Origin of the sequence: Streptomyces sp. NBC_01304, assembly GCF_035975855.1 — a bacterium.
Classification (GTDB): domain Bacteria; phylum Actinomycetota; class Actinomycetes; order Streptomycetales; family Streptomycetaceae; genus Streptomyces.
In genome coordinates, this window is record NZ_CP109055.1 from 5144133 (window position 1) to 5169975 (window position 25843).

At 70.2% G+C, this 25843-nt stretch carries 27 protein-coding genes; 11 read left to right on the top strand and 16 right to left on the bottom strand.

What is annotated here, in order from left to right; translation table 11 throughout:
- Positions 1-22: 22 nt before the first annotated feature.
- From OG430_RS22630 to OG430_RS22640, 3 genes are read left to right on the top strand one after another with little or no spacing between them, the layout of a single operon-like run.
- Complete coding sequence (locus tag OG430_RS22630; RefSeq protein ID WP_327354387.1) at positions 23-706, top strand: type 1 glutamine amidotransferase domain-containing protein; 684 nt, start codon at positions 23-25, stop codon at positions 704-706.
- Positions 703-2481 carry an MFS transporter gene (locus tag OG430_RS22635; protein WP_327354388.1) on the top strand — a complete coding sequence of 593 codons (1779 nt, stop codon included), beginning with the start codon at positions 703-705 and terminating at the stop codon, positions 2479-2481. The genes OG430_RS22630 and OG430_RS22635 overlap by 4 nt, the downstream gene beginning before the upstream one ends.
- A gap of 2 nt (positions 2482-2483) precedes the next feature.
- A complete protein-coding gene (locus OG430_RS22640) occupies positions 2484-3452 on the top strand; it encodes an aldo/keto reductase (protein WP_327354389.1) in 969 nt (322 codons plus the stop codon).
- Between the two features lie 97 nt (positions 3453-3549).
- On the opposite strand, the gene OG430_RS22645 is transcribed toward OG430_RS22640, so the two are convergent.
- The 6 genes from OG430_RS22645 to OG430_RS22670 all read right to left on the bottom strand — a co-directional run bounded on the left by OG430_RS22645 (position 3550) and on the right by OG430_RS22670 (position 10432).
- Entirely contained in the window at positions 3550-4518 is a 969-nt protein-coding gene (locus OG430_RS22645) for an NAD(P)/FAD-dependent oxidoreductase (protein ID WP_327354390.1), read from the bottom strand.
- A gap of 34 nt (positions 4519-4552) precedes the next feature.
- The gene (locus tag OG430_RS22650) at positions 4553-5239 is read right to left on the bottom strand and encodes a mycothiol-dependent nitroreductase Rv2466c family protein (protein WP_327354391.1); all 687 of its coding nucleotides are present in this window, start codon (positions 5237-5239) and stop codon (positions 4553-4555) included.
- An 84-nt stretch (positions 5240-5323) separates the two neighbouring features.
- Positions 5324-6766, bottom strand: a complete 1443-nt coding sequence (locus tag OG430_RS22655) for a maltokinase N-terminal cap-like domain-containing protein (RefSeq protein ID WP_327354392.1) — start codon at positions 6764-6766, stop codon at positions 5324-5326.
- A complete protein-coding gene (locus tag OG430_RS22660; protein WP_327354393.1) occupies positions 6763-7971 on the bottom strand; it encodes an IS701 family transposase in 1209 nt (402 codons plus the stop codon). The genes OG430_RS22655 and OG430_RS22660 overlap by 4 nt, the downstream gene beginning before the upstream one ends.
- A 383-nt stretch (positions 7972-8354) precedes the next feature.
- On the bottom strand, positions 8355-9050 hold the full coding sequence (locus OG430_RS22665) for an SDR family oxidoreductase (protein WP_327354394.1): 696 nt from the start codon (positions 9048-9050) through the stop codon (positions 8355-8357).
- A gap of 35 nt (positions 9051-9085) precedes the next feature.
- A complete protein-coding gene (locus tag OG430_RS22670) occupies positions 9086-10432 on the bottom strand; it encodes an NDP-sugar synthase (protein WP_327354395.1) in 1347 nt (448 codons plus the stop codon).
- A gap of 512 nt (positions 10433-10944) precedes the next feature.
- Here OG430_RS22670 and OG430_RS22675 point away from each other — a divergent pair.
- Positions 10945-11817 carry a LuxR C-terminal-related transcriptional regulator gene (locus OG430_RS22675; protein ID WP_327354396.1) on the top strand — a complete coding sequence of 291 codons (873 nt, stop codon included), beginning with the start codon at positions 10945-10947 and terminating at the stop codon, positions 11815-11817.
- Positions 11818-11862: 45 nt separating this feature from the next.
- Here OG430_RS22675 and OG430_RS22680 read toward each other — a convergent pair whose 3' ends face one another.
- Both OG430_RS22680 and OG430_RS22685 read right to left on the bottom strand, forming a co-directional pair.
- Positions 11863-12690, bottom strand: coding sequence for a transketolase (locus OG430_RS22680; protein WP_327354397.1), 828 nt, complete (start codon positions 12688-12690; stop codon positions 11863-11865).
- Between the two features lie 239 nt (positions 12691-12929).
- Complete coding sequence (locus tag OG430_RS22685) at positions 12930-13871, bottom strand: SMP-30/gluconolactonase/LRE family protein (RefSeq protein WP_327354398.1); 942 nt, start codon at positions 13869-13871, stop codon at positions 12930-12932.
- Positions 13872-14000: 129 nt separating this feature from the next.
- Between OG430_RS22685 and OG430_RS22690 the strand changes: the two genes are divergently transcribed.
- Positions 14001-14444 (top strand): Lrp/AsnC family transcriptional regulator, encoded by a 444-nt coding sequence (locus tag OG430_RS22690; RefSeq protein ID WP_327359189.1) that lies wholly within the window; start codon positions 14001-14003, stop codon positions 14442-14444.
- A 243-nt stretch (positions 14445-14687) separates the two neighbouring features.
- Entirely contained in the window at positions 14688-16061 is a 1374-nt protein-coding gene (locus OG430_RS22695) for a cytochrome P450 (protein ID WP_327354399.1), read from the top strand.
- On the opposite strand, the gene OG430_RS22700 is transcribed toward OG430_RS22695, so the two are convergent.
- Entirely contained in the window at positions 16058-16393 is a 336-nt protein-coding gene (locus OG430_RS22700; protein WP_327354400.1) for a YnfA family protein, read from the bottom strand. The two genes, OG430_RS22695 and OG430_RS22700, sit on opposite strands and share 4 nt — an antisense overlap.
- 22 nt (positions 16394-16415) lie before the next feature.
- Between OG430_RS22700 and OG430_RS22705 the strand changes: the two genes are divergently transcribed.
- Positions 16416-17006, top strand: a complete 591-nt coding sequence (locus tag OG430_RS22705; protein ID WP_327354401.1) for a GrpB family protein — start codon at positions 16416-16418, stop codon at positions 17004-17006.
- 28 nt (positions 17007-17034) lie between these two features.
- Here OG430_RS22705 and OG430_RS22710 read toward each other — a convergent pair whose 3' ends face one another.
- Together OG430_RS22710 and OG430_RS22715 are read right to left on the bottom strand one after the other, a co-directional pair.
- Positions 17035-17394: a hypothetical protein gene (locus OG430_RS22710; RefSeq protein WP_327354402.1), complete on the bottom strand. Its 360-nt coding sequence runs from the start codon at positions 17392-17394 to the stop codon at positions 17035-17037.
- On the bottom strand, positions 17391-17942 hold the full coding sequence (locus OG430_RS22715) for a DUF6232 family protein (protein ID WP_327354403.1): 552 nt from the start codon (positions 17940-17942) through the stop codon (positions 17391-17393). Before OG430_RS22715 ends, OG430_RS22710 begins: the two co-directional genes overlap by 4 nt.
- A 343-nt stretch (positions 17943-18285) precedes the next feature.
- Between OG430_RS22715 and OG430_RS22720 the strand changes: the two genes are divergently transcribed.
- The 4 genes from OG430_RS22720 (at position 18286) to OG430_RS22735 (ending at position 21541) form a co-directional block, all read left to right on the top strand.
- The gene (locus OG430_RS22720; protein ID WP_327354404.1) at positions 18286-18627 is read left to right on the top strand and encodes a WXG100 family type VII secretion target; all 342 of its coding nucleotides are present in this window, start codon (positions 18286-18288) and stop codon (positions 18625-18627) included.
- A gap of 85 nt (positions 18628-18712) precedes the next feature.
- Positions 18713-19114, top strand: coding sequence for a hypothetical protein (locus tag OG430_RS22725; RefSeq protein WP_327354405.1), 402 nt, complete (start codon positions 18713-18715; stop codon positions 19112-19114).
- Entirely contained in the window at positions 19114-20685 is a 1572-nt protein-coding gene (locus OG430_RS22730; RefSeq protein ID WP_327354406.1) for a WXG100 family type VII secretion target, read from the top strand. Before OG430_RS22725 ends, OG430_RS22730 begins: the two co-directional genes overlap by 1 nt.
- A gap of 7 nt (positions 20686-20692) precedes the next feature.
- A complete protein-coding gene (locus OG430_RS22735) occupies positions 20693-21541 on the top strand; it encodes a hypothetical protein (RefSeq protein WP_327354407.1) in 849 nt (282 codons plus the stop codon).
- Positions 21542-21641: 100 nt separating this feature from the next.
- Here the strand turns inward: OG430_RS22735 and OG430_RS22740 are convergent, their stop codons facing one another.
- The 5 genes from OG430_RS22740 to OG430_RS22760 form a co-directional block, all read right to left on the bottom strand.
- Positions 21642-22145 carry a nucleoside deaminase gene (locus OG430_RS22740; RefSeq protein ID WP_327354408.1) on the bottom strand — a complete coding sequence of 168 codons (504 nt, stop codon included), beginning with the start codon at positions 22143-22145 and terminating at the stop codon, positions 21642-21644.
- Positions 22146-22235: 90 nt separating this feature from the next.
- Positions 22236-22388 (bottom strand): hypothetical protein, encoded by a 153-nt coding sequence (locus tag OG430_RS22745; protein WP_327354409.1) that lies wholly within the window; start codon positions 22386-22388, stop codon positions 22236-22238.
- 501 nt (positions 22389-22889) lie between these two features.
- A complete protein-coding gene (locus tag OG430_RS22750; protein WP_442816537.1) occupies positions 22890-23507 on the bottom strand; it encodes a histidine phosphatase family protein in 618 nt (205 codons plus the stop codon).
- Positions 23508-23512: 5 nt separating this feature from the next.
- Positions 23513-23998 (bottom strand): SRPBCC family protein, encoded by a 486-nt coding sequence (locus OG430_RS22755; RefSeq protein ID WP_327354410.1) that lies wholly within the window; start codon positions 23996-23998, stop codon positions 23513-23515.
- Positions 23999-24026: 28 nt separating this feature from the next.
- A complete protein-coding gene (locus OG430_RS22760) occupies positions 24027-25826 on the bottom strand; it encodes a carbamoyltransferase family protein (RefSeq protein WP_442816538.1) in 1800 nt (599 codons plus the stop codon).
- Positions 25827-25843 lie beyond the last annotated feature (17 nt).

Below are 25843 nucleotides of genomic sequence, written 5' to 3' on the forward strand. Positions count from 1 at the left end.
CAGTGCCTCTTGGAGAGCAACCATGCCCCCTGCCAAGCGGATCCTCATCGTGCTCACCAGCCATGGCGAGCTCGGCAGCACCGGCCGTCCCACCGGCTACTACCTGCCGGAAGTCGCCCTGCCCTGGAAGGTGTTCAGCGAGGCCGGCCACCGCACCGACCTGGTCTCCATACAGGGCGGTGAGCCGCCCGTCTCCGGGATCGACCCCACCGACCCGGACCAGCAGGCGTTCCTCGCCGACCCCGAGATGAGCGCCAAGCTCAGGAACACCCCCCGGCCCGAGGACATCGACGCGGCACAGTACGACGCGATCTTCTACGCGGGCGGGCACGGCAGCATGTGGGACTTCGCGGGCAACACACAACTGGCCGGCCTCGGCCGGGACGTCTACGAGGCCGGCGGTGTGGTCGCCGCGCTCTGCCACGGCCCGGCGGGGCTGGTCGACATCGTGCTGTCCGACGGCAGTCACCTCGTCGACGGCAAGCGCCTGGCAGCCTTCACCAATGACGAGGAGGCCGCGGTCGGCCTCACCGACATCGTGCCGTTCCCGCTGCAGACGACGCTCGAACAGCGCGGCGCCAAGCACGAGGCCGCGGAGAACTTCACGGCACATGCCGTGGTGGACGGCCGTCTGGTCACCGGGCAGAACCCGGCCTCGGCGGTACAGACCGCCGAGGCGGTCGTCCGCGTACTGGCCGGCGCGTGACCCTGCACCCCACGGGTCCGCGCACCGAGGAGCAGGCTGCCGGCTCCGCGGCGGCCGACGCGACCGCGGAGCCCGCACCGGCCATCGGACCCGCGCCGGCCGCCGGTCCGGCGGGCAGCGTTGCGCGGGCCCCGGACACGGTCGGCCCGCCCGCCGCACCTGCCACCGGCCAGGGGCGCTGGGTCGTGCTCGGCGTGGGGCTGGTCTGCGCCTTCCTCGTCATCGGCGGGGTCTCCGTGGTCAATCTGGCGATGCCGTCCCTGCAGCGGAGCCTCCAAGTCGGCTTCGGAACCGCACAGTTCGTGATCGCCGGGTACGGACTGGTCTACGCGATCTTCCTCATCACCGGCGGCCGCCTCGGCGACGTGCTCGGCCGCAAGCGGGTCCTGCTGACCGGGCTCGCCCTGTTCACCCTCGCGGTCGCCGTCTGCGGGATCGCGCCGAACGCCCCGGTGCTCATCGGGGCCAGGCTCGTGCAGGGCTTCGGTGCCGCGCTGGTCTATCCACAGATCCTGTCGATCATCCAGGACACCTTCGAGGGCCGGGAACGGAACTTCGCCCTCGGCTTGTTCGGGGCGACCATCGGCGTCGCCCTCGTCGCGGGCCAGCTCATCGGCGGCGCCCTGATCCAGCTCGACCTGGCCGGGCTCGGCTGGCGCCCCGCGTTCCTGGTCCTGGTGCCGATCGGGGCCGCGGCGCTGCTCGCCGGCCGGCGGGTGATGGCGCCGGACCGGCCCCCGGGCACGGCTCACATCGACCACATCGGCACCGGCCTGCTGGGCACGGCACTGCTCTTCCTCACGCTGCCCCTGCTCATCGGCCCCGGGACCGGCTGGGCCTGGTGGACCTGGGCCATGCTCGGCGCGGCCCCGCCCGTCCTCGCGCTCTTCATGCGCCATGAGCAGCGCCTCGTCCGCGCGGCACGCACACCCCTGCTGCGCCCCGAGCTCTTCCGCCAACGGGCCTTCTCCGTGGGCATGTCGATCGGCCTGGTCTTCTTCATCAGCACGGTCGGCCTCGCCGTCTACGCCTCGTTGACCCTGCAGGCCGGCCTCGGACTCGACCCGCTGCGGGCGGGCCTGGCCTTCGCCCCGGTCGGCGTCGCCTTCTTCGGCGCCTCCCTGGTGGTGCCCCAGCTGGTGCCCCGGCTCGGCCGGTCCGTCCTGACCTTCGGCTATGCGTTGCTCACGGTCGGCCTGGTGGCCACCTGGTACACCGTGCGGGTCCAGGGCAGCGGGCTGACCGCGGCCGCGCTTGCCGCCCCGCTGCTCCTTGTCGGCGCCGGTCAGGGCTTCACCATGTCCCCGCTGATCGGCATCGTGCTCACCGGCATCCGGCCCGACGACAAGGGCTCGGCCTCCGGCGCGCTGACCACCGCCTTCCAGGTGGGGCAGGCCCTCGGAGTGGCCGGGATCGGTACCATTTTCTCCGTCATGGGGGCGAGTCCGGGGGCGGGCGCAGACACCGCGCGCTATCTGGCCGCCTTCCGGACCGCACTCCTGGTCATGGTCGCCCTGACCGTGCTCTCGCTGCTTCTGGTGGCCCTGCTGCCCGGAGCCCACGGCGGCCAACGGCACCACCACTTCCTGTGGCTGCGGCACGGCCGGCGCACCGGCCTCTCACACGCCTTCTATCTGCTGACCGGCGGCCATGCCGTGGGCCGCCTCGCGCACTGGTTCCATCATCACGACAGTCACAAGGACCACGACCGTCACCACTACGGCCTTCACAGGACCGGTGACCACCACAACAGGATTCACCACCAAGGGAAGTGACAATGCATCAGATCACTCTGGGCAGCCAGGGCCTCGAAGTCTCCGCACAGGGCCTCGGCTGCATGGGCATGAGCCAGTCCTACGGCGTCGGCAACGACATCGAGTCGATCGCCACCGTCCACCGCGCCCTGGACCTCGGCGTGACCCTCATCGACACCGCGAACGTGTACGGCGCCACCGGCCTGTACGGCGTCGGTGCGAACGAGAAGCTCCTCGGCCATGCCCTCAAGGACCGCCGCGACGAGGCCGTCCTCGCCTCCAAGTGCGGCATCGTGGACGTCAGGCCCGGCACCGGAATGGTGCTGCAGGCCGACCCGGACTACGTCCGCCGCTCGTGCGACGAGTCCCTGACCCGGCTGGGTGTCGACCACATCGACCTGTACTACCTGCACCGCGTCGACCCCAAGACCCCCATCGAGGAGTCCATCGGGGCGATGGCCGAGCTCGTCGCCGCCGGCAAGATCCGTTACGTCGGTGTCTCCGAGGTCTCCGCCGAGGAGCTGGAGCGCGCACACGCCGTGCACCCGGTCAGCGCCGTGCAGAGCGAGTACTCGCTGTGGACCCGCGGCATCGAGGACGCCGTCCTGCCGACGGCACGCCGCCTCGGCATCGGCCTGGTGCCGTTCTCGCCGCTCGGCCGCGGCTTCCTGACCGGCGCCGTGACCTCCCGCGACGGGTTCGACTCGAACGACATGCGGCGCAACATGCCGCGCTTCCAGCAGGAGAACCTCGACGCCAACCTCAAGCTCGTGACGGTCGTCAAGGAGATCGCCGAGGGCAAGGGCGTGCTGCCCGGCCAGATCGCCCTCGCCTGGGTACACGCCCAGGGCGACGACGTCGTCCCGATCCCCGGCACCAAGCGGATCGCGTACCTGGAGCAGAACGCCGCGGCAGCCGATGTCAGGCTCACCGAGGAGGAGTTGACGCGGCTCGACGCCTTCGCGGCGGAGGTCTCCGGCACCCGCCGCTGAGCGGATCAGGGGCCCGGCCCCGGACTCGCACGCGCAAGAGGAAGGGGACCGCCCAGCGGGCGGTCCCCTTCCTCTTGTTCCCCTTGCGCCGCCGTGCTCAGTCGGCCTTCAGCTCCGGCGGGTACAGGAAGTAGTTGGCCGCCGACGCCGCCTGGGCACCCTCGTGCACCGCGGTGGTCACCTGGTGGGAGTGCAGAGCGGTCACGTCTCCGGCCGCGTACACCCCCGCCACCGAGGTCTTCTGTTCCGAGTCCACCGCGATGTACCCCGACTCCGCGAGCCGGACGCCGAGTTGGCCGGCCAGCAAGGTCTCGGGCGTCGCCCCCTGGATCGAGAACAGCGCATCCAGTGCCAGCCGCCGGCCACCGCGCGTGACGATCGCCTCCAGCACACCGTCGGCTCCCTGCGCTTCCTGGATGCGGTCGTGCACCACCTCGATGCCCGCGGAGTCGAGCCGGCGCCGGAACTCGGGACTGATCTCGTCGCTCCGGCTGTTGGTCAGGAGCCGGACCCGGTCGGTGAGACTGTGCAGCTGCATCGCCTCGCCCGCCGCAGCATCCGTGTGCCCCACCACCAGGATGCTGCGCCCGCGGTTCTCGTACCCGTCGCAGGTGATGCACCAGAACATCGAACGCCCCACATACGACTCCCAGTGCGGGAAGTGCGGGAAGTGGTCCAGGACCCCGGTCGCGAGCAGCACAGTGCGCGCCCGCCAGCTGTGCCCCTGGGCGCGCAGGGTGAAGCCGTCACCGGCGCTGCCCTCGATCCCGGTGATCTGGTGGTGGACCACGCGTGCCTCCGGGTAGCGGCCCAGTTGCTCGGTGGCGAGCTTGCGCAGGTCGACCGTGGCGATGCCGTCGGGAAAGCCGAGGTAGTTGTGGTTGACCTGGTGGTGGGTCGACCGGCCGTGCCCGGTGTCGAAGACCAGGACCTCCCGGCCGTACCTGGCGAGGTAGACGGCGGCGGACAGCCCGGCCGGGCCGCCGCCGACGACTGCGGCGTCGACGGTCCCCGCCCCCGCCTCTTCCGTCCTTCTCCTCACGGCGGATGTCGTGTTGCCGCTCATGACTCGCTCTCTCTCGCAAGGGTCGTGGACCCGGTCAGGGCCGGCTCCGCTTGAGTTCGTAGAAGCCGGGGGTGGCGGCGAGGAGGGCGACTCCGTCCCAGAGCCGTGCCGCTTCCTCGCCGCGCGGAACCGGGTTCACCACGGGCCCGAAGAAGCCGGCCCGACGGCCGCCGCCGCCCTCCCGCAACCCGCCGAACCCGAGCACCGGAGTGCCGATGTCGTCACCCGCCAGATCCACCGCAGCCTTGTGCGAGGCCTCCAGGGCGGCGTCGTACGTCCGGGAGTGCAGTGCCTCGGCCGGCCCGGCCGGCAGCCCGGCCTCGTGCAGCGCGTCCTCGACAACCTCGCGCGTCTGCGGCAGGCCCTGCTCGTGAAAGCGGCGGCCGAGGGCCGTGTAGAGGGCAGGTACGGCCCGGTCCCCGTGCTCGGCCGCGACCGCGACGCAGACCCGGGCGGGCCCGCGCGCCTCGCTCAGCATCGCGCGGTACTCCCGGGGCAGCCGCCCGTTGGCCTGCAGGATGGCCAGGCTCATCACTCGCCAGCGCGGCTCCACCGGGCGCACCTTCACCACCTCGAGCAGCCAGCGCGAGGTCAGCCACGACCAGGGACAGACCGGGTCGAACCAGAAGTCGACGGGGATGCGCTCCACTTCGTGCGGGGCTGGGACCGGGCCCGTGCCCGGCTCTCCCGAAATGGCCTGCTGCTGGGGCGAGTTGGTCATGGTGACCCTTCGTCGTCGGATGGTGGTGGGGCCGGGCGGAGCTGGACGGGGCACGGCGGGAAGCCGGTCTCGGAGCCCTCCGGCTCAGCCCGCCACCCGGCGTGCGGCCGCGAGCCTGCGGACCGCGGCCAGCGGAATCGCCAGCCACTGTGGCCGGTTGTGGGTCTCGTACAGCGCCTCGTACACCGCCTTGTCCGCCTCGAAGGCCCGCAGCAGCACCGGTTCGGTCCGCGGGTCGGCACCGCCTGCCTCGCTGTAACCCGCCGAGTAGGCACGGCGGTTGTGCACCGCCCACGCGGATGCCCGTCGGGCCAGCCGGGTGCCCCGCAGGTCCTTGGGGGACTGCTCGCCCGGCGGCAGGCCGAGCACTCCGGCGAGCGCATGATGGGCGGCGTAGTCGAAGGACCGCAGCATCGCGGCGACATCGCGCAGCGCGGGCTGCAGTCGGCGCCGCTCGGCCACGGAGTGCCCGGGCTCGCCCTCGAAGTCGATGAGCACCCAGCCTTCCTTGCCGCGGAGCACCTGGCCCAGGTGGAGATCCCCGTGCACGCGTTGGACGTGCAGGGGATGGCCGCGCCGGACGACCTCGCCGAGGTCCCGGTAGGCACCCCGCAACGCCCGGCCGTGCGGCAGGAGTTCGGGCACTTCGTCCAGCGCGTGGTCCAGCCGCTCGGTGAGTGTGGCGACCAGCTCGTCCGCCTGCGCGGCGGTCAGCGTCCGGGTGTCCAGCTGCCGCGCGAGCGCCGCGTGCACCTGTGCGGTGGCCCGCCCGAGGGCGTACGCCTCCTCGGTGAACCCGCCGACCGGCGCGATCGACTCGCACTCGCCCACGATGCAGGCCCGTGCCTCCTCCACGGCGATGGCCCAGCCGTCGCCCCGGTTGGGCACGAACTCCTGGAGGATGCCCAGGGTGGTCTCGCCACCCGGCAGGTCGGGCGAGGTCTGGATCCACCCGAGCGGCGCGGCGCTCGGCACGTCGCCGGCCCGCTCCAGGGCGGCGAGCATCTCCAGCTCGGGGTTGGGGCCCGGCACCAGGAGGCGGAGCACCTTCAGCATCATGCGGTCGCCGTACGCGAGCGAGCTGTTGGACTGCTCGGCGGTGACCAGCGCGGCGGGCAGCCCCGTCGGGATCTCGGCACCCGGTGTGCGGTGGAATCGCACGGCGCCCACCGGGCCCCCCTCGGCGATCCGGTCGAGCAGCCGGCCCGCCAACTCCGGGTCGGCAAGGGCCTCGTAGAGGATCGCGCCGTCCGCCGTACGGCCGATGCGCGCGGCGGCGAGCGCCTCCGGCAGCGGGCTGCCCGGGGAGCGTACGCCGATCAGCAACTGGTACCACTCGTCGTGCCCGGTGTGCACCACGGCGAGCAGCAGCGCCGGATCCCCCTCGGCGAGCACCTCGACGAGGACCGGTTCCACGGTGGGCGCCTCCGCGCCCTTGTCGGCGAACCAGCGGCGGGTGCCGAGCCAGGCGGGCAACAGCCGGCGCAGTTCGGCGGCGACATCGAGTTCCGTGCGGGGCTCCGTCATGCGGCATCCACCTGCTGCGTACGCGGCCCCGCAAGGGTCGTCCGTGGGTCGATCGGCACCGGTTCGGCCTCGCCGTCCTCGGTCATGACGGTCAGCGCATGCGCGAGCGAGACCATGGTCATGTGGTGGTGCCAGCCACGGAACGAGCGGCCCTCGAAGTCACGTATCCCCACCTTGTCGCTGACCTGCGCGAGGTCTCGCTCGACGCGGCGGCCGAGCATCGCGGTGCGGTAGACGGTGCCGAGGCGCGGCCCGGAGAGGTTGGACAGCCAGTACTCGCCAGGGCGGCGGGCGCCGGGCTCGGACCAGGCACCGAGGAGCATCAACTCCTGGAAGTCGGGGCGGCCTTGGGCCCGGCGCAGCCGGACCCGGGTGGCGCCCACGATGGTGGCGCGGACCGCACCGGTGGTGTGGTCGCACCACTCCACCGGCATGCAGTGCCGGCTCAGCGCGGTGACCAGGCCCTCGCCCTCGCTCACCCGGTCGGTGCGGGGGCGGCGCAGTTCGAGCGGGGTGTGTGCGGCGGTGGGGTCGATGCGCAGCACGAACGGGATCTGGTGTTCCATCAGGGCCGCGCAGACCGGCGCGGGGTCGGTCTCGCGCAGATCCATCACGACGGGCCTGGCCTTGAGGCCCCACTCGCCGGCCATCCTGGCGATGGAGTCGGTCGCACACTTCTCGGGCGGGCAGGCGCCCACGCCCTCGGGGATCGAGGCCCGCTTGCGCGCATCCGGCTCCTCGGTCCAGCACTCGGGGAGCGCCAGCCGCCAGTCCACGGGGGCGCTCATCCGGTCGGAGGCCAGCCAGATGCCCATGCCCTGCTGGCAGTTGACGACGCGGCCGAGCTCGGGCACGAACTGCCGCTCCACCCCGACCGAGTGCTCCCCCACCTTGGTGATCACCAAGGGCTGGACCACCCAGGCGCGCGGCTGGGCCACCTCCTGGAAGAGCCGGGCGAGTTCGCGGCGCACCGGAAGCGCATCCCAGGGCGACTTACTGATGAATTGGTAAAGGCTTTGCTCTACGCCGGGCCCGGCACCTTTCGCCAGGGCCCGCATGGTCTTCTTGCCCTCGGCCTCCATGAGGGCGCGTACATAAAGTTCGCCCCAGCGCCGCTGGTCGCTGCGCGGAATGGAACGGAGGGTCTCGGAAAGAAACTCCGACACCGCTTCCCCGGGCATCTTTGTTTCCGTGGGCACACTCATCGCACTCTCCACGGTCATTGCTTCGGTCCTCTCCGCAGCAATCCAGGAATGTCAAATTCCGGATTCGGGTTCGGGTTTCAGGGCAGGAGGTATCGGCCGGGCGTTCCGCGGTGCCACGGAATTCGGCTGTTGTGTTTCCCTCAACCTCTGCGCCAGGAAATGAATCCGGGGCCGGCGGCGGCAGGTGCAGAGCACCCTCCGGGCCGGCGCCGGCCCCGGGCCCGCCGGCGCGGGGGAATGGCCGGCGGGGCTGTGCCGGGGCGGGCGAACGGTTGACCCACCCCGTGGTCTACGAGCTCGGGAGCCCGGACGATTCTTGTGCTCCGCGGCCCGGACGCGTCAGGCGCCGCCGGCCGCGTCCGGAGCCGCCGCAGTCGGGCGCCTCAGGAGCCCCAGTGCGCGAGCACCGGGTCGGGCTTGAGCCGGCCGAGCAGCTGGCCCCAGTCGGCCGGGGGCTGCCCGGGCTCGTTGTACAGCTCGAAGGTCCGCCCGACGGCGGCCCGGCCGCGCAGCGACTGCACCACGGCCTCCGCCACCGCCGACCGCGACACCCAGCCGTCGCCCCGGTCGTCCTGTTCGAGCCGCACCCGGTCGCCCGCCGTGCGGTCGTCGGTGAGCCAGCTGGGGCGTATCACGGTGTAGGGCAGGCCCGATTCACGTACCGCGTCCTCACCCCGCAGCCGCCAGTCGAGCAGCCGGCCGTAGGCGTTCATCGGGTGCTCACGACGCGTCACGAATATCTGGCTGACCAGCACGAAGTGCGGCTGCTCGGCGAACTGGGCGGCTGCGGCAAGAGCATTGCGCACCCCGTCGTAGACCGTCGATTCCGGGGCGTCGGGGCCGGTCTCGGCCGTACCCGGTTCCACGCTGAAGACCACGGCCGCACAGCCGCTGAGCGCGGGGATCAGGGTGTCCGCGTACCGCACGTCCGCGCGGTGCAGTTCCACTCCGAGCGGGAGCCGTCCACGCTGCGCATTGCGGCTCACCACCCGTACTTTGCTTCCGTCGTCGAGCAGCCTGCGGGTCACGAGGCTGCCCAGCCTGCCGGCCCCACCGATCACCACTACGGGGCTGTCCATGGTCTTCCCCTCCTGAACTTCTACGGGGCTCGCCGTCACACCCAGCGCAGGATGTCGTCGGCGCTCCTGAGTTCGGTTTCAGCGGGCACCCCCACCAGTGCGGGCACCCTCAGCCGCGGGTACACGGTGACCCCGCAAAATCGCGTTCCCGGCCAGAGCACGGCACCGTCGCCGATCGCCGCATGGCCCTCGAGCCGCAGCGGACGGCCGCGCTCCGAATTGATCTCCGCCATCGGACCGACGTACGAGTCCGATATCTCGGCGTACGGACCGATCACCGCCGACTCCCCGCAGGCGGACCGGACCAGGGTGGCCCCCTCGCGGATCTCGGCCCCGTCGCCGATGTCCGCGTGGTCGAGGCGCACCCCGGGTCCGATCTCGACGTCCTGGCCTATCCGGACCCCCGCGCCGATGACGACCGAGCCCTCCTCGATCTTGTCGGCGAGGGTGGTGCCGGTGAGGTCGTCCTTCATGTGCAGGCTGGACTCATGGATCCAGTACCTCGGGTGCTGCCGGTCCGGCGGGTCCATCAGGCGGTTCATCTGCTGGTACCCGCCATCCAGGACGAGTTGCACGGTCTCCAGGTAGTCCGGGACATTGCCCAGGTCACCGAGCCTGCCGATGGCGTGACTCGCCACCGGGTGGCCCCGGGAGACCAGCCAGGGCAGCAGGTCGCCGCCCCAGTCGAGCCGTTGGTGGGACTGCCTGAAGAGCTCCGGGTCGCGGGCGAGCAACCGCAGCCGGGCACAGTCCACCAAGTACATCCCCGCATTGGTGGGCAGGGTCGCCCCCGCGTCCCCCACCGTCTGCGGGAACAGTTCGCCGAGCAGCTGGGGCCCGGGCTTCTCCACGAAGCCCTGGACGTAATCCAGCGCATCGGTGCGCATGACCCCGTACTTGCCGGCGATCTCCTGCGCCGTACGCGGCACCGCGGCCACCGTGACCAGGGCATCGCGTGCCGCGTGGGCGGCCTGCATCGACTTCAGATCGAAGTCGAAGAGCGAGTCGACCGGCAGGACCAGAGCGCGGCCCATGAGGTCCCACTGCTCCAGATTGTGCAAAGTGGCGCCCGCCGAACCGACGTTGTAGCGGTCGAACCGAGAGCGGGAGTAGGTGATGTCCACCCCGAAGCGCTCGCCGTGGCCCAGCAGCAGCTTGATCTGGTTCCGGTTCTCCAGCCCGTGCGTCACGACGTAGAAGCGCCGGATGCCCTGCTCTCGACAGGACTCGAGCACCCACTCGATGAGCCGGCGGCCCACGAACGGGATCATCGCCTTGCTGCGGATGTAGTCCGCGGACTTGAGAGTGATGGGCTTCGCCCGCTCTCCCCGCCCCCCGGCGAGGATGATGCCCACGGTCTCCTGCTCTTGGTTCGTACTCACCACGCCCCCCTGCGAGTTGAGCTATTTTGCAATTCGTCCAATCCCTGACCGGTCATCAGAGATAGTGCGCCGCTCAACTACTGCAGTGCGGGCGCCGGCTTCGGCGGGGACGGCCAGCCCAGGTCGTCCCCCTGCGCCTGGCCGGCCGTGGAAATACCGGTCCCGGATGCCGCCACCGCATGCCCCCCGAATCCGAGAGCCAGCGCCAGCGCCAGCACTCCGACAAAACCCTTGATAGTCCTACGCGTGAAATTCATGTTTCCCCTCCGTTGGCCGAAAGACCTTTGCGTCTTCCGCCACGAGAATCATGCCGGACTCAAGTCCGAGATTCGTTGTTAGGTAGCATCGCGATCACGCAATGTAGGAACCGGAAGGGGTGGCAGATGTGCAGAAATCCGGACATTAGCCCGCAACCTAACATCGTGCGGCCCTGCGAATGGGGGCTCGAAAGGTACCGTGCCGCACTGGCAGTTGGTCCGATTTCTCATGAAGTGCCGGATTGCCTCCTCGAATTGGGCCTGCTGCGCCCGCTGGCTGAAAACCCCGGGCAGTACGCCGCTGTCCCTCCGGACATCGCGGCAAGCGAACTCGTCCACCCCATGGAGCGGGCCGTACTGGTTCAGCAGCACACCATCGCGGCCGTGCACGAGATGATCTCCGAAGCGGAAGTGATCTACCGCAAGGAGCACCGGGAGTCGACCTTCCCGGTGCGCGTACTGCACGGGGTGGAAGTCATCAGGTCCGCGCTTGACCAGGGCAGGGCCCAATGCCGGCAGGAGGCGCTGACCGCCCAGCCGGGCGGCTCCCGGCCCCCGGAGACGCTCGCCAGGACGCTGCCCCACGAACGCGAGCTGATCAAGCGCGGCGTCAAGCGGCGCACGCTCTATCAGCACTCGATCCGCACCCATGGCCCGACCCTGGCGTTCATCGAGCAGATCACGTCCGCCGGGGCCCAAGTCCGCACGCTCAACGAGCTCTTCGACCGCCTGATCATCTACGACCGCACGGTGGCGTTCATCCCCGACTCACGCTACGAACAGGACGACGCCGCCCTCGCGATCGAGCATCCGGCGATCGTCCAGTACCTGATCAAGGTCTTCAACCACGCCTGGCAGCGCGCCGAGCCCGTCACCCTGGGCCAGGACCAGCAGCGCCCGCCGCTGATGACCGATGAGACCCGGCGCAATGTGCTGAGCCTGATGGTGGAGGGCCACACCGACGCGGCGATCGGCTCCCGTCTCGGCATCAGCGCCCGCACCGTGTCCAGCCACATCAAGAAGGCATCCGACCTCGTCGGCGGCCGCAGCAGGGCCCATCTCGCCTACCTGCTGGCGAAATCGGACCTCCTCGACGGCATCCCCGAGGACCCCGCCTCCCCGGCCTGACCCCGTCTGCCCCGCAAGGCCCCGGCGACGAAGCCGGGGTCTGGGCTAGCCCCCCACGCGGTCGACGCCGGCCGCCGCAAGGACGCCGGCCATGCCCTCCTCCACCCGTACCCCGGTGACCACGCACCCGGCGAGCAGCGGGGCGAGCGCCTGCGCCACACCTCCGGGGCCCATGTCCCCGACGACGACGAACACCCGGTGCCGCAGGGCGAGTTCGGCCGCGGCGGCGGCCAGGTGTGCGTCGTCCACATAGACCAGGCGCGCATGCGCCGTCCCGGGCACCTCCTCCCCCGCCCGCAAGGCCAGCTCCGCCCCCGGCTCGCCGACGGACAGCAGACAGGGCACGTCCGGCTCGCCCGCCACCACCCAGTTGAGCAAGGGCAGTTCGGGACCGGGCCAGCCCGGCGAGGCATATCGCGTGTCCCGGCCCGTCTGGATGTAGTGCGGCCGCCCCGAGCGTGCCGCGGCCCGGACCACCGCCCGCATCTCGGCCTCGCCGTAGGGTGCCGCGACGGTCACCCCGGCCAGCGCGCGCAGGGCGAGCAGGTCCTCGGGCGGCCGGCCGTAAGGCGCCAGCACGCTGGCACCGGCCTCGAGGTAGTCCAGGGTGAGCCGGAGATTCTCCTTCGCGCCCACCGTGGCCTCGGGCGCCACCAGCGTGGCGAAGGGCCTGAATCCGGCGACGGCGAGACCACGGGCCATCTGGACCATCGCGGCCTCCGCCGCATACAGGGCGAAGAACCGCTCCGGATGAGCCGCCTCAAAAGGGTGGCCGGTCCCTCCCCACAGAGTCTCCAGACACACCACGCGTTCGTCCTGCGCGCCGGCTTTGGCCAGTTCGTCACAGAATGCCTCGCGCCCCGTGAGCACCATGGTTCCCCCTTGTGCACGCCATGGACAGCTTCTGTGACCGGACGGTAGATCGGCCCGAGAGGCGGGTGCAACAAAGGGCCGGATCGTGAGGCAGGAGGCAAAGAGTCCGGCCTCAACAGGCAAAGTGGCCGAGTTTCCAGGCAAAGAGCCACGGCCGGAGGCAAAGATTCCGTTCAAGTCGGCCGCCCGGCAGACGGGCCGCCTCAGCGGCCGGCAGGCCCGGCCCGTCCCCTCCGCTTTCAGGCCGCCCGGCCCACCACCCGTGGCACCCCGGTCACCGCCATCACCAACGAGTAGAGACCCGTGGTCGCCGTGATGAACAGGCGGTTGTTCTTGGGTCCGCCGAAGGTGATGTTGGAGACGGGCTCGGGGACCCGGAGCCGGCCGATGAGGGTGCCGTCCGGGTCGTAGCAGTGCACGCCGCCGCCGATGGCCGCGGCCCACAGGCGCCCGCCGTCGTCGAAGCGGATGTTGTCGAACCGTGCCTGGCCGCCCGCGGGTGCCTCGGCGAACGCCTTGCCGGCCGACAGCTGCGTACCGTCGTCGCTCACCTCGAAGACCCAGAGCTTGCCGCCACGGGTGTCGGAGACGTACAACTGCCGCTCGTCCAGGGAGAAGACGAGCCCGTTGGGCGCGCCGAAACAGTCTGCGACGAGCCGCACTTCACCACTCGTCGGGTCGACCCGGTAGACGTTGCAGGACCCGATCTCGCTCTCGGCGCGGAAGCCCTCGTAGTCGCTGGTGATGCCGAAGTCCGGGTCGGAGAACCAGATCGAGCCGTCGGACCGTACGACGGCGTCATTGGGGCTGTTGAGCCGCTTGCCCTGCCAGCGGTCGGCGATGACGGTGAGCGAGCCGTCGTGCTCGGTGCGGGTGACCCGGCGATTGCCCTGCTCACAGCTGATCAACCGGCCTTCCCGGTCAAGGGTGTTGCCGTTGACGTGGCCCGCCGGGGAGCGGAACAGCGAGACGGCGCCGGTCTGTTCGTCCCAGCGCAGCATGCGGTCGTTGGGGATGTCGCTCCAGATCAGCTGGCGCCAGGCCGGCAGGTACAGCGGGCCCTCGGCCCAGCGGCAGCCCCCGTACAGCTTCTCCAGGCTGTCGTCCCCGTTGGCGCAGCGTCCGGTGCGGAAGCGCTCGTCAAGGATCTCGTAGATGCCGGTGTCCGTGCTGGATGACATGGTCTCCCCTAGTCCACTGTCTACCGAAGCTTGTTCGGCTTGGGTTAAGTATTGCCAGATGAGATATGGTCAACGCAACCCCGAAACGAACAGCCAGACGGATGGACGGCGAACATGGCAGGCACCGAACTGGACGACATCGACCGCGAGTTGCTCACCCTGCTCCAGCAGGACGCCACCCGGTCGTACGCCGCCCTCGGCAAGGCCGTCGGCCTCTCGGCGGGCTCGGCCCATGAGCGGGTACGCAAACTCCGCGAGCGCGGAGTCATCCGGCGCACCACCATCGACGTGGACCCCGCCGCACTCGGCCGCGGCGTGCTCGCCTTCGTGATGGTCGACTCCTCGGCCTGGATGGGCGATTCGGCCGCCGCCTTCGCCGCGATCCCCGAACTCCAGGAGGCCCACATCATCGCGGGCAGCGCATCGGTCCTGGTCAAGGTCCGCACGGCGACGACGGAACAGCTCCAGGAGGTGCTGCGCAGGCTGTACGCCATCGAGGGAGTCAGCGGCACGCAGGCGACGGTGTCCTTGGAGACGTTCTTCGAGCGCCCGATTGCACCGGGCAAGAAGTAGTCGCGCCCCATGGGTCGCGCCCCTTTAGGGGCGCGGGGAACTGCGCAACCAGCCACAGCGGACCCGCACCCGAACACGCACCCGCCCCGTAAGGGGCGCGGGGAACTGCGCGACCAGCCACGACGGACCCGCGGTCGAACACGGTCCTCCTCCCCCGGAGTACACGCACTCTGGCGCCTTCGACCCGTGCGGAGTACAACCAAGCAGACCCCGGCCCACGCCCCCGGACAAGGAGCGTGCTCCATGACCACCGCTTCCCCCCGCCCCGCCCGCGCAGCATTACCCCCAGGCTCGCGCCTGCCCGCCCTGTTGCAGACAGCCCTCTTCCTCGCCGCACCCGGCAGGGCCTCGCGGCGCGCCCGCAGGCGATACGGCCCCGCCTTCGCCGTGAGGTTCCTCGGCTTCCCACCCGAAGTCATGGTCACCACGGCGGAGTTGGCGGAGAAGATCTACGCCCTCGACGCCGGAGGTGCCCGCGCGGGCGAGGTCCGCCGCCAGTTCCTGGAACCGCTCGTCGGCCGGCACTCCCTGCTCAGCCTGGACGGCGACCCGTGGTGGCGGCACCGCAAGCTGCTCAGCCCGCCACTGCACGGCAAGGCCATCGCCCGCTACGGCGAGGACATCGCGAAGATAGCCGCGGCCGAGATCGCCCGCTGGCCGCAGGGCACCCCCTTCGCCCTGCGGGACGGCCTGCAGAACATCACCCTCGACGTCATCCTGCGCCTCGTCTTCGGCATCCAGGACACCGCCCGCCTCGCCCGACTCCGACGCCTCATCCCGGAGTTGATCGCGGTCGGCGGCTCGCCCGCGCTGCTCCTCACGCCACCCCGGATCAGCGCCTGGACCCAGCGCTCACCGCTCGCCAAGCGCCTGACGTTCCTGCCGACCACCCGCTTCCTGCGCCTCAAGGAAGCCGTGGACCAGCTCCTGTACGCCGAGATATCGCATCACCGCGCACACCCTGTGGAGGGCGCCACGGATGTCCTGTCCCGGCTCCTCGAAGCCCAGGACGAGGACGGCACCCCGCTGAGCGACGAGGAGCTGCGGGACGAGCTGATCACTCTCCTGGAGGCGGGCCACGAAACCACCGCCACCGCCCTGGCCTGGGCCTTCGAACGCCTCCTGCGCACACCGGAAGTCCTCGCCGCACTCCGCAAGGAGCTCAAACAGGGCACGTCCGAGCGCTACTTGGAGGCCGTCACCAAGGAGGCCCTGCGCTCCCGCCCGGTGGTCTACAACGCCCCCCGCCTGCTCGACGCACCGCTCAAGCTCGGCCGCCACGAGGTCCCGGCCGGCTGGCGGGCGGGCCCCTTGATCTCCCTGATCCACCGCGACCCGGAGGTCTACCCCGACCCGGAGGCCTTCCGCCCCGAACGCTTCCTCGGCGACGACGCGGCCCGCGCGCAGAAGGGCTGGATGCCGTTCGGCGGGGGCCGCCGCTACTGCGTGGGCGCTCAACTCGCCCTGCTGGAAATGCGGGTGATCACCCGGGAGATCCTCACCCGGCTCGACCTCACGGCCCCCGAAGCCGCCGCCGAACTCCCCCGGCTGCGCCACGTCACCCTCGTACCGGCACACGGCACGCGGGTGGTGACCCACCGGCGCCCGCCCTCCTAGGAGCCGCGCGGCGCGTACATGATGAGGGCCATCCCCAGGAGACAGACCAGCGCCCCGACGACGTCGAACCGGTCGGGCCGGTACCCGTCGGCGACCATGCCCCAGGCGATCGACCCGGCCACGAAGATCCCGCCGTACGCGGCCAGGATCCGCCCGAAGTGCGCATCGCTCTGCCAGGTCGCGACGACTCCGTAGAGCCCGAGCGCGAGGATGCCCGCGCCGACCCACACCCACCCCTTGTGCTCCCTGATCCCCTGCCAGACGAGCCACGCGCCCCCGATCTCGAAGAGCGCGGCGACGACGAAAAGAAGCAAGGACCGGGCGACGACCATGTCCGAAACGTACCGTGCCCCCATGACCGAATCCGTCCACCCCGTCGTCGTCCCGTACACCCCCGCCTGGCACACCCGCGGCCTGGAACTGGCCGCCGACCTGCACACGGCGCTGGCCCCGCACGCCGCGTACGTCGACCACATCGGCTCCACCTCCATCCCCGGCATGGCGGCGAAACCGCTCTACGACCTGCAGGTCTCGGTGCCCGACCTGGCTCAGGCGGCGGCCGCCTTCGAAGAGCCGCTGGCCGAGCGGGGGTTCGTACGGTCGCCGTACCAGGAGGACCATGTGCCGGCCTGGTCGGACGACGACCAGTCGCTCTGGCTGAAGCGCCTGTGGACCCGACGCGGCCACTCCGGCGGCCTCGGCGAGGACATCAACCTGCACGTACGCCCCCTCGACGCCCCCAACGAACGCCTCGCCCTCCTCTTCCGCGACTGGTTCCGCGCCCACCCGGAGGCGATCGACGCGTACGCCCGCTTCAAGGGCGTACTGGCGGCGGCCCTCGACGACACGGGAACGTACGCGGACATCAAGGACCCGGTGGTCGACCTGATCATCACGGTGGCGGAGCCCTGGGCAACGCAGACGGACTGGAAGCCGCACGCCTGACCGCCTCTGCAGGGCCTCGCGGAGGCGCCTACTTCACCCCGAGCAGCTCAAGCACCCTGTTGACCGCCTCGAGCACCGGCTGGCCGACCGCACCGACGGTCGCCGCGATGCCCGCGACGGCCATCAGCGCGCCGTGCCGCTGCTGCGGCTGCGCGCTGCCGTCGGCAGTGATGGCCGGCAGCGAGTCGTCGATGGCCTGCGCGCTCGCCTCCGGCACCTGGCCCCGCAACTCCTGGATCAGCAGCACCAGTTCACGGACCGCCTGCTCCAGGCCGTCGGGTACGGCCTGGGCGGGCGCGGACTGGTTCTTGACCATGCCGACGTTGCCCGTGCCGCCGTGCATGTTGACGTTGTCGCCGTAGTAGTTGTGCGTGCCGCCGCCGCTCATGCGCTCGTCATCCCCACGTTGCCGTTGCCGCCGTACATGTTGACGTTGTCGCCGAAGTAGTAGTGCTTGGGGCTGACCGTGAGGCTCTCCACCTTCACCGCGAACTCAGCGTCCGGGTGCTCGATCGCGTACACGAGCTGATGGACGAGCTGCCTCAGCTGATCCGGGTTCTCGCTGGTCACCACCGCGGTGGACGGCCCGTTCGTCTCGACGGACAGCACGAAGCAGGGCGGCGCCCCCAGCACGGCGAGCAGTTCCACGATCGAGTAGATCACCGCCGCCACACCGCCGAGGACGATGAACACGGTCCAGCCCGGCCCGCTGTCCTCACCGCTCGCCAGTGCGGCGGGCAGCGCGACGACCAGCAGCAGCCCGACCACCACGGCCGCCGTGATGAGCAGCCGCTTGAGGAAGAGCGCCGTCGCCTCCTTGCGCCGCGGGTGGAGCGTCAGCGTGTAGACCCGCGTGATGTTCTGCAGCGGGTACGCGGCCTCGCCGACCCACAGCAGTCGCTTGCTGACCTTGAAGTCGATACTGCTCCCTCGCATCAGCCCTTGCGGGGGCGCGACATCCGGGTAGGCGGCGTTCGACGGGTAAGCGGAATCTCCCTGAAAGGGAATGTTCGTCGGTTTCGTCGGCGGGGAGGGGACACCGCCCGATGTCTCCCCCGATTGCCCCTCTGCCTGCATTGGCACCCCTTCAGCTGGAAGTACGGCATGCGCCGTCAGGGTCAACCACCGTACCCAACTTGCCAGTTGGCGCCACGGTCCCTGCCGAACCGGAATCCTCCACTCGGCGCACCCCCGACGGAACCGAATGCGCGTTCTCGCTGTCGTAGTCATCCAGTAGCCTTTCTGGCCTATTGATGTACGCATGTCGGGGGAGACGCGCATGAGCAGTTCGACGGGGTATGCGGTACGTGCCGGAGAGGTTGACACTTCTGCGGGCAAATTGGACAAGGCGGCCGACGAGCTCGATTCGGTCAAGTCGACCATTCCGCAGGAGCAGTGCACCGTCCCCGAGGTGTTCGGCGGCGAGGAGGCCACGCCCGCCTATGACGCCTTCGCCGGGGCCTGGCAGCGGGAGGCGACAGTCCTGCGGGACGCGTTGCGGGAGATCTCCGGCAAGCTGAACACCACCTCGAACAACTACGTGACGGCGGAGCACGGCGCCGAGGGCGCCCTGCGCCAGGCCGCGCCCGGCCAGGCCGCGGGCCTGTCCGACTTCAACTGACGTACGCCTTCAAAGCCGCCGTACGGCCTCAACCGACGTACGACACAAGCACATTCCGGATTTTCCGGGGATACGGGGACAGAGCGTGAGCGCTGCGAACGCCGTGAAGAGCGACGACGAGCTGGCGCAGCTCGACATCGCGACGCTGCTGCGGTTCGGCCTGGGCGAGGGGAGCCGGATGCGTACGGCCCTCTTCGGCGACGGCGCCGTGGGAGCGGCCGTGGTCCTGGGCCGGGCGGGGGTGTATCCGCGCGCCGTGGCCTTCCTCGCGAAGATCGTGCACAGCGGCGGCGCCGCGTACGCGGCCGGACTTGAGGAGCCCGTTCCGGGCGGGGCCGCGGGCACGGTCCGCGGCTGGCTGGAGTCCGGGGCGGCCGTGGGACGCACGGTCGAGGACGACGAGACGCTGGCGCGCTGGCTGTCGGCCGTCGCGGAGATCATGGCCGTACGCGAGCTGTCGGCCGGCCGCAACGGGGGGCAGCGCTGATGGCGGGCGAGGACACGACCACCCGGCGGGCCGAACTCGCCGCCGCAGCCTCGGACATCGACGGCGCGGACTCGAAGAACGACCTCATCTCGGCAATCGACAGAGCCCTGGCCGTCGTCGCGCCCATGGGTAGCCCGGACACCATCGAGTCGGCGGCCAAGGCCTACAAGAAGGCCGCCGGCCAGTGCAAGCACGAGGTCGAGGAGCGGGTCGAGCAGGTCGCGACGAAGGACCTCCCGCAGGCCTGGGAGGGCATGGCGAGCGTGACGGCACAGATGGTCGTCGCCGCGGCCGCGCGCACCGCCGAGCAGATGAGCGAGGCGTTCGAGGCGGGGCAGAAGGCCCTGGAACGCCTCGCTGACGGCGTACGCACCGCCCAGAGCGAGGACGGTCCCGGCCGTACGGAACTGCGCCGGGCGCGCGACATGCTCGGCGGCGAGGACGGCTTCTTCGACTCCTGGGTGGAGAAGGACGCCGAGGAGGAGGAGAAGGAGCGGGCCCGCGAAATAGCCCGCGCCGGCGTCAAAGCCCGGCACAAGGCGGCGGAGAGTGCCGACGACGCCGCTCGCGCGGCGGCCCGCGATCTCAACAAGCTAGCGGCGGAGGCCCGTTCCGGGCATCTGGACGGCAAGGGGCTGAGCGCCGTCGACCGGATGATGCTGGCCGACACCTCGAACGTCGGCGAGGACAGCGCCGAGCGCGAGTACAACGAGATCCTCTCCACGAACGACCTGAAGCGCTCCAGCGACCGGCTCGACAAGATGAGCCCGGCCGAACGCGCCGAGTTCCAGAAGATGTTGGACGGGGCCGGTTCGCCGGAGGAGCGGGCGTACCTGATGAAGGGCCTCGCCGCCGGGCACGACATGAACAGCATGCGCGACTTCAGCGAGAAGATCGCGGGCAAGGACGAGGCGTGGCTGCGCCGGCACCTCTCCCCGGTGGTCAGCGGCGCGGACGCCGCGGGGAACGTCGACCCCGCCAAGCGGGACAACACGTTCCGCGGCCAGCAGTGGGCCCAGGGCGGCGACGGCAGCGAGGGCAGCTGCGTGGCCTCCTCCACCATCAACGCCCGGGCCGTGGTCGACCCGGTCTACGCCTTGGGACTGACCGGCGGGCCGGACGGCCAGGAGGACTCGCCGTCGGCCTTCCGCGACCGCCTCGTGGACGAACAGCACCGCGTCCATGAAGACGGCGACGGCGACTGGGACGACAACGACGCCCCCGACGGAATGGACAACGACGGCTGGTCCGAAGTGGCCGACAACGAGCTCAACTCGCCCACCGGCGCGGACTACGAGCGCCAGAGCCTGGACAGCCCGGACGACCGCAGAGGCGCGCTCCCGGAGATCGAGAAGGCCGTCGCGGAGGGCAAGCCCGTGCCCATCAGGGTGGACGGACCGGACTCGGCGCACGCCCTCGTGATCGTCGGGCAGGAGGGCGACATGCTGCAGGTCCACAACCCGTGGGGGCACACGGTCTGGGTCAGCGAGTCCGACTTCGTGGACGGCCACATGGACAAGGCGTCCGACGGCAGGCTTCCCGACGCCACCGGCGTCCATCTCCCGAAGTGAGGCGCTGATGCCGAAGCTGCCGAAGCTGCGTGAGAAGAAGGCCCTTTGGGGCGTGAGTGCCGCCGCCGTACTGGTCCTCGGCGGCGGGGGCTTCGTGGTGTACGAGTCCGAGATCGCCGACGACGACGAGGTGTGCTGCGCGCTGCCCCCACCCCTGTACGGCGTACCCCGCGGGCCCGACGGGGAGATCGACGTCGCCTCTCAGTCGGTGGAGACCAAGGTGCCCGTCGACCATGACTTCTCCCTCCATCTGCGGCCGGGCGGCAAAGCGGAATGGGAGCTCGCCGAAACGGGCGAGTCGGGGAACGTCCTGCGGGCCAAGGGCGTGAAGACGGTCAAGGGCACGCGCTACTTCAAGTTCCGGGCGCTGAAGACCGGTACGGCACGCGTGGTGCTGAGGGAAGTCGACGGCGACCGCACGATGACGTACCCGATCGAGGTGAAGGAGTCGATCGGGGGGACCTCCGTGGCGGAGGACCCCGAGGAGTACTACCCCGAGGCGGACGATCCCCTGAAGTTCCGCAAGCTCGACCGGGACTTCGACGGCACGGTGACCGTGCGCCGCGGCGAGGAGTTCCGCGTCGCCAACAGCTACGACAACCAGCCGGGCTACACCTGGAAGATCGCCGAGAAGCCGGACGACACCGTCGTGGGCCTGTATCCCGACGCGAACCCACGTGTCGGTGGCAGCCCGGCGGCCGACCGCAAGGACTGGTACGGCTTCACCGCTCGCGCGAAGGGCACCACCACCGTCAAGCTCTTCGGCTGCTACCGCTGCGGCTACGACAGCGAGCCCACGTCCGCCGAGAGCAAGAAGTTCTCCCTGACGAAGACGCTGACCGTAGTGGTCCGCTGAGCACCCGTCGGCAACGTACGCCAGAACAGCCAAAACCCCAGGTCACCAACCACGTGACCTGGGGTTTTCGCGGAGCGGAAGCCGACTCTCAGCAGTCGGTTCAGTAGTCGATGCGGTCCGTCTTCGCCAGCCACGCGTCGAACGGCGCCGTACGGTTCGCCATCTCGATGCGCTCGACCGACATCGGCCACAGCTCCGGCGACTTCTTCTCGAGCAGGTCGTAGAAGCGGCGGTCGTCGAACCCGGCCACCGCGGCGTCGTCACGGTCGGCGCCGAAGATGACGCGGTCGACGCGCGCCCACAGGGCGGAGGTCAGACACATCGGGCACGGCTCGCACGAGGTGACCAGGACGCAGCCCTCGAGGGAGAAGGTGCCCAGCGCCTTGCAGGCGGCACGGATCGCGCTGACCTCGGCGTGCGCCGTCGGGTCCAGGTTCTCCGTTACGTGGTTGTTCTCGATCGCGACGACCACGCCGTCCTTGGCGATCAGGGCGCCGAACGGGCCGCCGCCGTTGTGCACGCTGGTGGTGGCACGCTGGATCGCCTCGTCCAGCCAGCCCGCCTCGAGCTCCTGGACGGTCTTCTCTTCGGTCTGCGCGGTCACGGTGACTCCTTCGGAGGCGGGCAATGGGTGGTGGCTGTGGGTGGTGGCACAAGATCGGCTCGGCCGGCGGCACCCACGGGATGTCGGTGGCTAGTGGCCGACGAAGTGTTGTGGCAAGACCGGGGTGTGGGTCAGATCGAGGCCCGTCGCATTGCGCGGGGCGACCACGATCGGCACAGCGGTCGGACGCGTGGCCTCGACGGCCGGCGCCTCCTCCCGGCTGGCGGGTCGAAGGAAGTCCATGACGGCTCTTCTCATTCGTATCGGGTCGTCGTACGGGTCGTTCGTTTCAAGTCGGAGGACCGAGGTCCCTTCCGCGACGCGTTCACGTCCTGTTAACGCGGAATAGCGTCAGTACACCTGCAGGTCCTTGGTCCCGGTCAGTCACCGAAACCATGAAGGACTTGGCTGGTCACCAGGCCCAGCTTGTAGATTCGTCCGAAAGATGGCGCTCAGTAACCCCGCGGGTTTCCGTGCGCAACTTCCGGCGCGGGCCGGCGGCGGGCTCAAGGCGCGAACGCCGGGGCCGACCCTTCGTACGGCCCGAACGGCCTCGTGGCGCCCTGCGCCGCCCACGTCCCGCTTCACCACCCACCAACAAGTGTCCTTCGTCACAGCCCTTTCGTCACAGTCACCGGGAGCGACGAGGGGCGACCGGGAGCGACCACGCCGAGGGGCCCGGCACACGTGACGTGTGCCGGGCCCCTCGGCGTGCGAATGCGGCGTGCGAATGCGGCGTGCGGTTCAGCTCAGGTGATGGATGTCGTTGAGGGCCTGCACCGTGGCGGTGCGGTCCGCGTCGTACGTCACCGTCGACAGGGAGGCCGCCGCGACCTCCATGCGGAACAAGGTGTGCGGCGGAGCCTGCAGGGCGAGCCGGAGCAGGGTCCTGACCGGTACGACGTGCGAGACGACAAGCACCGTGCCGCCCGCGTACCGGGCAAGCAGGCCGTCCCGTACGGCGGCGACCCGGCGGATGACCTGCTGCATGGTCTCGCCCGCGCCCGTGGGGGCGCTCTCGGGCGAGGCACGCCATGCGCTCAGGTCGTCCGGGTACCGTTCGCGGACTTCGCCGAAGGTCAGGCCCTCCCAGGCGCCGAAGTCCGCTTCCCGCAGTTCCGCGTCGGCCTGGACGCTCAGGCCGAGGCGCGCGGCCACGGCCTGAGCGGTCTCCTGACAGCGCCGCATCGGTGAGGTGACGACCGCCTCGATGCCGCCGCGGTGGGCGAGGGCCGCTGCCGCCGCCTCGGCCTGGCGGCGTCCGACCGGGGAGAGTCCCGGGTTGGATCCGCCGCTGCCGGAGAGCCGCCGCTCCGGGGTGAGCAGGGTCTCGCCGTGCCGCAGCAGCACGAGCGTCGTCACGTCACTCACTTCGAGGTCTGCGCGAAGTGGTCCCGTACGGCGTCGGTCTGCTTCTCCATGATGTCGATGATGCCCTCGACCACGTTCAGGTCGGCGTCCTCGGCGATCTCCAGGGTGCGCGACCAGTCGAAGAAGCTGCGGGCCGGGTCGTTGGTGATGGGGAACAGCCGGATGGTCGCCTCGTAGCTCTTGACCCCGCTGGTGGGGGCGACGGCCCGGTAGGACTGGGTCCGGTTGATCTCGTCGCGCGCGGCGATCTCCTGCGCGACGACCTTGCCGCTGAGCGTGAGCTTGAAGTCGTAGCGGGCCGGGACCGTCTCGACCGAGGCTCCGTCCACCCACGTGACGTCGCGGTGGACGTCCAGGTCGCCCGGGGACACCATCTCCAGGATCTGCATGGCGTCGCGGATGACCGGCCACACGGTGTCCGGGTCGGCGTCGAGGATGGTCGAGTGGTACATGGTGTGCTTGCGCTGGATCTGAGTCGGCACGGGGTGCCCTTTCCGGTAGTTCTTCTGGTCAGTTGGCGGTCTTGGTGACGAGGTGGTTTCCGAGCACCAGGTAGTCGATCTCGGTCCCCAGGAAGCAGTTCAGGGCGTCGGTGGGACTGCAGACGATGGGTTCGCCGGCGACGTTGAACGACGTGTTGATCAGGCAGGGCGTGTCGGTGAGTTCGATGAACTTCCGCAGCAGCGCCGTGAGTCGGGGCGTTCCCTCGTCCGTCAGGGTCTGGATGCGCGAGGTGCCGTCCACGTGCACGGCGCCGGGGATGCGGTCCTTGTACTCGTCGCGCACGGGGAAGACGAACGTCATGTACGGGGAGCTGGTCTTGCGCCCCATCTCGAAGATCTTCGGCGCCTGCTCCTCCAGGACGAGGGGAGCGAACGGGCGGAAGGGTTCGCGGTGCTTGACCCGGGTGTTGATGATGTCCTTGATGTCGTCGAAGCCGGGGTTGGCGATGATGCTGCGATGTCCGAGCGCACGCGGCCCGTGCTCGACGCGGCCCTCGAAGTAGCCGATGACGACCTTCTCCGTCAGCAGCTTCGCCAGGTGCTCGACGACCTCGTCGTCGTCCAGGCGCGTGGCGGTGACCCGGCCGGTGAAGCCTTCGAGGGCCTCCTCGATCGCGGCCTCGTCGTAGGCCGGGCCCAGATAGGGGCTGACGGGTGCGGACGCGGCGCGGATGTCCTCGGGCTCGGTGCCTGGGTCGCCCAGCCAGGCGTGGGCCGCGGCCCCGATGGTGATGCCGGTGTCCGAGGCACCGAAGCTGACCTGCATGTCCTCGAAGCGGGAGCCCTCGAACAGCGGGGTGTTGTTGAGGCAGTTCAGGGCGACGCCTCCCTCGAACAGCAGCCGGTCGAGGTCCGTCCGCTTCTCCAGGTGCCGGACCTGGTGGGCGGTGGCGACGTTCAGCATTTCCTGCGCGGCGGCGGAGACGCGGGAGGTGTATTCGAGGGTGTCCTCGAAGGGCCCGAAGTACTCCTCGAACAGGGCGTCGTGGCTGCGCAGGTTGTCGGTCTGCAGCGGCTTGGTGAAGGTGTAGCGACCGTCGTCGTGCAGCACCAGAAGGTTGTCGAGGAACGGGTTCGGCGTCGGCGGGTCGGCGTATCCCGCCAGGCCCATCACCTTGTACTCGTCGTTGTTGGGGACGAATCCGAGGAAGCGGGTGATGGAGGAGAACAGGGTGCCCATGGAGTACCGGGCGCCGGTGGCGGTGTCATCGAAGACGGTGATCCGGCCGTCACGGATCTCGCCCGTCAGGGTCGAGAAGAATTCGGCGCGGCCGTCGCTGACGAGGAAGGCCGCGTCCTTCATGCCGGCGAGGTAGTAGCCGGTCGTGGCGTGCGCCAAGTGGTGCGGGACGAAGCGGACCTTGGCCGGGTCCGGGCGGTACCCGGTGCGGGCCTCGAAGTCCGCGAGCATCGCCTCGTGGCTGACGACCTGACCGAACAAGTCGGCCATGTCGTCGATGAGTTGACTCTTCGCGTCCTCCGCCAGCGGCGACATGCGGATGCCGTCCTGGATCTCGCCCAGAATCTGCGGCGACCAGTTCCACGGGAAGGCGAACAGGTCCACGTCGTCGAACGTGATCCCGGCTTCCTCCAGGCACCAGTCGATCGCGTGCGTGGGGAAGTCGGTGGTCTTCTTCTCCCGGTTGAGGCGCTCCTCCTCCACCGCGGCGACCAGCCGGCCGTCCACCAGGAGTGCGGCGGCGGCGTCGTGGCCCAAGAGGTAATGCTTGTTGATGCCGGTCGCGCCGAGGCGTTCGGAGAAGAACTCCGACACCCGACTGAAACCATTACATCCGAGAACAATCACGGCTTTCTTTCCTGTTC

Excerpts from the sequence above, each read along its gene's own strand:
- OG430_RS22630 (WP_327354387.1), top strand. The coding sequence starts at position 23 with ATGCCCCCTGCCAAGCGGATCCTCATCGTGCTCACCAGCCATGGCGAG.
- OG430_RS22640 (WP_327354389.1), top strand. The coding sequence starts at position 2,484 with ATGCATCAGATCACTCTGGGCAGCCAGGGCCTCGAAGTCTCCGCACAG.
- OG430_RS22645 (WP_327354390.1), bottom strand. The coding sequence starts at position 4,518 with ATGAGCGGCAACACGACATCCGCCGTGAGGAGAAGGACGGAAGAGGCG.
- OG430_RS22650 (WP_327354391.1), bottom strand. The coding sequence starts at position 5,239 with ATGACCAACTCGCCCCAGCAGCAGGCCATTTCGGGAGAGCCGGGCACG.
- OG430_RS22655 (WP_327354392.1), bottom strand. The coding sequence starts at position 6,766 with ATGACGGAGCCCCGCACGGAACTCGATGTCGCCGCCGAACTGCGCCGG.
- OG430_RS22660 (WP_327354393.1), bottom strand. The coding sequence starts at position 7,971 with ATGAGTGTGCCCACGGAAACAAAGATGCCCGGGGAAGCGGTGTCGGAG.
- OG430_RS22665 (WP_327354394.1), bottom strand. The coding sequence starts at position 9,050 with ATGGACAGCCCCGTAGTGGTGATCGGTGGGGCCGGCAGGCTGGGCAGC.
- OG430_RS22680 (WP_327354397.1), bottom strand. The coding sequence starts at position 12,690 with ATGGTGCTCACGGGGCGCGAGGCATTCTGTGACGAACTGGCCAAAGCC.
- OG430_RS22685 (WP_327354398.1), bottom strand. The coding sequence starts at position 13,871 with ATGTCATCCAGCACGGACACCGGCATCTACGAGATCCTTGACGAGCGC.
- OG430_RS22695 (WP_327354399.1), top strand. The coding sequence starts at position 14,688 with ATGACCACCGCTTCCCCCCGCCCCGCCCGCGCAGCATTACCCCCAGGC.
- OG430_RS22700 (WP_327354400.1), bottom strand. The coding sequence starts at position 16,393 with ATGGTCGTCGCCCGGTCCTTGCTTCTTTTCGTCGTCGCCGCGCTCTTC.
- OG430_RS22705 (WP_327354401.1), top strand. The coding sequence starts at position 16,416 with ATGACCGAATCCGTCCACCCCGTCGTCGTCCCGTACACCCCCGCCTGG.
- OG430_RS22710 (WP_327354402.1), bottom strand. The coding sequence starts at position 17,394 with ATGAGCGGCGGCGGCACGCACAACTACTACGGCGACAACGTCAACATG.
- OG430_RS22715 (WP_327354403.1), bottom strand. The coding sequence starts at position 17,942 with ATGCGAGGGAGCAGTATCGACTTCAAGGTCAGCAAGCGACTGCTGTGG.
- OG430_RS22720 (WP_327354404.1), top strand. The coding sequence starts at position 18,286 with ATGAGCAGTTCGACGGGGTATGCGGTACGTGCCGGAGAGGTTGACACT.
- OG430_RS22730 (WP_327354406.1), top strand. The coding sequence starts at position 19,114 with ATGGCGGGCGAGGACACGACCACCCGGCGGGCCGAACTCGCCGCCGCA.
- OG430_RS22735 (WP_327354407.1), top strand. The coding sequence starts at position 20,693 with ATGCCGAAGCTGCCGAAGCTGCGTGAGAAGAAGGCCCTTTGGGGCGTG.
- OG430_RS22745 (WP_327354409.1), bottom strand. The coding sequence starts at position 22,388 with ATGGACTTCCTTCGACCCGCCAGCCGGGAGGAGGCGCCGGCCGTCGAG.